At 44.4% G+C, this 3,877-nt stretch carries 4 protein-coding genes; all 4 read left to right on the forward strand.

Going from position 1 to position 3,877, the window contains the following annotated elements; all coding sequences use genetic code 11:
- A partial coding sequence (sctC, locus tag QN379_RS23090) for a type III secretion system outer membrane ring subunit SctC (protein WP_323507725.1) occupies positions 1-1,372 on the forward strand: 1,372 nt, incomplete at its 5' end.
- Complete coding sequence (gene sctW, locus QN379_RS23095) at positions 1,362-1,979, forward strand: type III secretion system gatekeeper subunit SctW (RefSeq protein WP_323507726.1); 618 nt, start codon at positions 1,362-1,364, stop codon at positions 1,977-1,979. The genes sctC and sctW, both read left to right, overlap by 11 nt.
- 135 nt (positions 1,980-2,114) lie before the next feature.
- Positions 2,115-2,483: a hypothetical protein gene (locus tag QN379_RS23100; RefSeq protein ID WP_323507727.1), complete on the forward strand. Its 369-nt coding sequence runs from the start codon at positions 2,115-2,117 to the stop codon at positions 2,481-2,483.
- 10 nt (positions 2,484-2,493) lie between these two features.
- Positions 2,494-3,877, forward strand: a 1,384-nt coding sequence (locus tag QN379_RS23105) for an FHIPEP family type III secretion protein (RefSeq protein ID WP_323507728.1), incomplete at its 3' end; no start/stop codon positions are given.

Consider the following 3,877-nt stretch of genomic DNA (forward strand, 5'->3'; position numbering starts at 1 on the left):
TATTTACGATGTTTCGGAGATCAAGAACAGAATAATCACATTGCACAATATTAGTTTAAACGAACTCGCGAATTTTCTTAAAAAATCTGGATTGGCAGATTCGCGTTATCCATTGCGTAGCGATGGGGATAACATTTTTTACATCTCGGGCCCACCTATTTATATTGATTTGGTGACGCAAAGTGCCGAATTTATGGATGGCCGGATCGTTAATCGGGAGCGGCAACACATTGAAGTTATTAAGTTAAATAACACTTTTGTCACCGACCGCTCATATACGCGACGGGATGACAACATTATTATTCCAGGAATCGCTACAGTGGTAAATAATTTACTGGAAGGAGTGCAAAAAGAACTGACAACGGAAGTGCCGAAATCCATTAGCGGCACTCCGTTGAAGGATGCAAGAGTCGTAGACCTACCTCCGCCTCTTGATACCAATGCTCAGACTAATGCTGGAGTGAGTCGATCCTCAACAGCGACGCGTATTATTGCTTATCCTGAAACGAACAGCCTCTTGGTCAAGGGGACTCGCGATCAGATTCAGCTCGTTCGTCATTTAGTTGAAGCTTTAGACGAAAAAAAAAGACAAGTTGAACTCTCACTTTGGATTATCGACTTGCAGAAAGACGATCTGGATCAGCTTGGGGTGAACTGGCAAGGATCCTTTTCGCTTGGAGGTCAATTCGGTGCTGGTTTTAACAAGGGAACGTCCAGAACCTCGGTAGCCAGTTTAGAGGGATTGCAATTTATTGCATCAATCATGGCACTGGCTCGTGACAATAAAGCTCAAATCGTTTCTCGACCAGTATTGTTGACGCAAGAGAATACACCAGCGATGTTCGACAATAATCGTACATTTTATACGCCACTAATTTCCGAACGAGCAGTCGAATTACAGCACGTCACTTACGGCACGTTGATACACGTATTGCCACGATTTACAGCCGTAGACGATGTCGAGCTTTCGCTTAATATTGAAGATGGAAACGAAATTCCACCTAGTGAGGTAGCGCTAAACGGAGCATTGCCTACTGTCGGACGAACCAAAATTAGTACCGTAGCAAGAGTCCCAAAAGGGAAGAGTTTGCTTATTGGTGGCTACACTCGCGGTGAAAGCGGAAATCAAATTGAGAAGATTCCAATATTAGGTGATTTGCCTTTCATTGGTGGTGCCTTTCGGTACAGACAGTCGCATAACAAGAATACAGTGCGGGTATTTCTTATCACGCCTCGTGAGATTGATAGTGGCATTGATTTAGGCACAAAAAATATAGAACAAGAAATCGTATTGGATACCCTCATTAAAAGATTCGACAGGACGCCAGAAGTTGGTCGTGTAGAGCGAATGAATATTCACGATGGCGATTAATCCAACTTCAGGTACAGCTATCTCCACGCTATTTCAGGCGCAGACCCGACAGAAAGAATCGATAAAATCTGCCAGTGAAGGAATACCACAACAGCCAGAGTTTGAGAACGTGGATGAACAAACACCTGCAGCTCTTCAGCAAAAGCTGACGGACATGGCAGATGACATGGCTAGCGTCGCAGCGCAGTTTCGTAATCGCCGTGAATTGGAGCAGAAAGGAAATTTGTTGAGTGAAAGTTTCGAACGTGTTCTGGATGACGATGTAGTACCAAAAGCGAAAAAACTCATCGAAGTTCTATCGGTAAAGAATAGTGATATCGATATTCTGATGGAGCGAGCACGGGCTCTTTTTTTAGATGATAGCGATCTTTACCTAGTTCTGAAGGAGCTGTTAAAAAGAAAAGAATTATCACAGGTTCAGCGCACGCGGCTGGAAGCGTTGCTTGCGAAAATGGAAGAAAAAGCAGATTTAAAGATGCTAAAGGCTGGTATTAACTGTGCGTTAAAGGCGCGTTTGTTCGGCGCAAAGTTAGCGCTAAAAGCGTCCTTTTTAAGACAAACATATCGTCGATTTCTAGAAGGAAATAATCGTCCAGTGGGCGATTAGGAGGAATGGATTGCCAGTTATGGCTACAAAGAGCGACACGCGGTACTCAATTTTATGGAGGAATCCTTGCGTATTGATATCCAATCTGAAAATCCAAGCTGTGATCTTCTTGAGTTCAGTAATTTAGGTGCGCATATGACAAAGCTCCGATTGCTGCGAACTGCGGATCAAGAGTTTGTGATCTCCCTATTGGTCAAAAAATTGGTAATGCCACATGAAGAGGAGGAGGCGGATTGGTTGTTATTGTTATGCCGCATTGTGAGGAACCAATCGCCAATGTCTGAACTGCTAACTCAAACGTTTGGTCCGTTATGTATCCTGCAAAGTAGTCGTGAACGCTCTATTTTACTCAACGCTGTGCGCAGTGCGTACAAGCAACTACCAGACGCGTTATTCGAAAATGACCGCGGACTTTCTGACGCCGTTGCCGCGTTCGATCATACGATTGATTTGACGTACACAGCAGAATTGCTGGAGCAGCGGCAAGTGCGACCGCAACTGTAGAGGCGGGGTGATGATCTCTACATTACTCGCCAATACAAAAGCGCATCCAGAGTTGATCATTGTCATGCTAATGGTGATGATCATTGCGATGTTGATAGTGCCGTTGCCAATGTTCTTGGTTGATTTTCTAATCGCTCTAAATATTGTCATTGCAATCCTGCTATTTATGGGGTCGTTTTACGTCGACAGAATTTTAAATTTCTCGACTTTTCCAACGATCCTACTCATCACTACACTTTTTAGATTGTCTTTGTCGATCAGCACTAGTCGGCTAATCCTCACAGAGGCCGATGCTGGCGACATTATCAGTACTTTTGGACAGTATGTAATCGGCGATAGTTTGATTGTTGGATTTGTTATCTTTTCAATTATCACCATTGTTCAGTTTATCGTTATTACAAAGGGTTCAGAAAGGGTTGCTGAAGTAGCTGCACGTTTTTCGTTGGATGGAATGCCCGGAAAGCAGATGAGCATCGATGGAGATTTAAAAGCTGGCGTGATTGATGGTGATGCAGCCAAAGAACGCCGTAGCGTATTAGAGCGGGAAAGTCAGCTATATGGCTCTTTTGATGGGGCGATGAAGTTCATTAAAGGCGATGCCATTGCCGGGATTATCATTGTCTTCGTTAATTTTATCGGTGGCATTGGGGTCGGCGTAACGCAGTACAACATGGACATGTCAACTGCGCTGCAGACTTACACCATGTTGACTATCGGTGACGGACTCGTTGCTCAGATTCCTGCCCTGTTAATTTCCATCAGCGCCGGGCTAATTGTTACGCGCATCAATGGCGACGACTCCAATCTGGGACGTAATATCATGGGGCAGCTTTTGAACAAGCCGTTCGCGGTTGGTATTACCGCTGTTTTGGCAGTGGGGGTCGCTTTCCTACCTGGCTTCCCTGTTTTTGTGTTCCTTGGACTTGCGTTGACGCTGGGAGGATATCTTTATCTTGGATTTCGCCGAAAACGTAGCGCGCAGGAGATCGATAATGTCACCAAGCCAACACAGGATACTGAGACTGGAGATAGCGAGCAATTGGGTTTAATCGCCGACCTCGATAAGGTCATTACCGAAACGGTTACTTTCATTCTGCTAGTACCTGAGTCGCAAAAGAAAGAATTTGTTGACAATCAACTCGGCCAGCGGTTGCGCAGCCAATTCTTTATTGATTATGGCGTACGTCTGCCTGATTTTTTAATCCGCGGCTCAGAGCAAATGAAGGTTGATCATCTGGTATTACTAATTAATGAAATTCGTACTGAGCAGTTATGTATTCGCTTCGGAAAAATACGTCTGGTACACATGTCTGAGGAGATTACACGCCTGGGAATTGATGTTCAAATTGATCAAGATACAGCTCATCAGGACTGTCATTGGATTGATCCAAGCT

The sequence above is a fragment of the Glaciimonas sp. Gout2 genome, from assembly GCF_035018905.1.
Lineage (GTDB): Bacteria > Pseudomonadota > Gammaproteobacteria > Burkholderiales > Burkholderiaceae_D > Glaciimonas.

Excerpts from the sequence above, each read along its gene's own strand:
- sctW (WP_323507726.1), top strand. The coding sequence starts at position 1,362 with ATGGCGATTAATCCAACTTCAGGTACAGCTATCTCCACGCTATTTCAG.
- QN379_RS23100 (WP_323507727.1), top strand. The coding sequence starts at position 2,115 with ATGACAAAGCTCCGATTGCTGCGAACTGCGGATCAAGAGTTTGTGATC.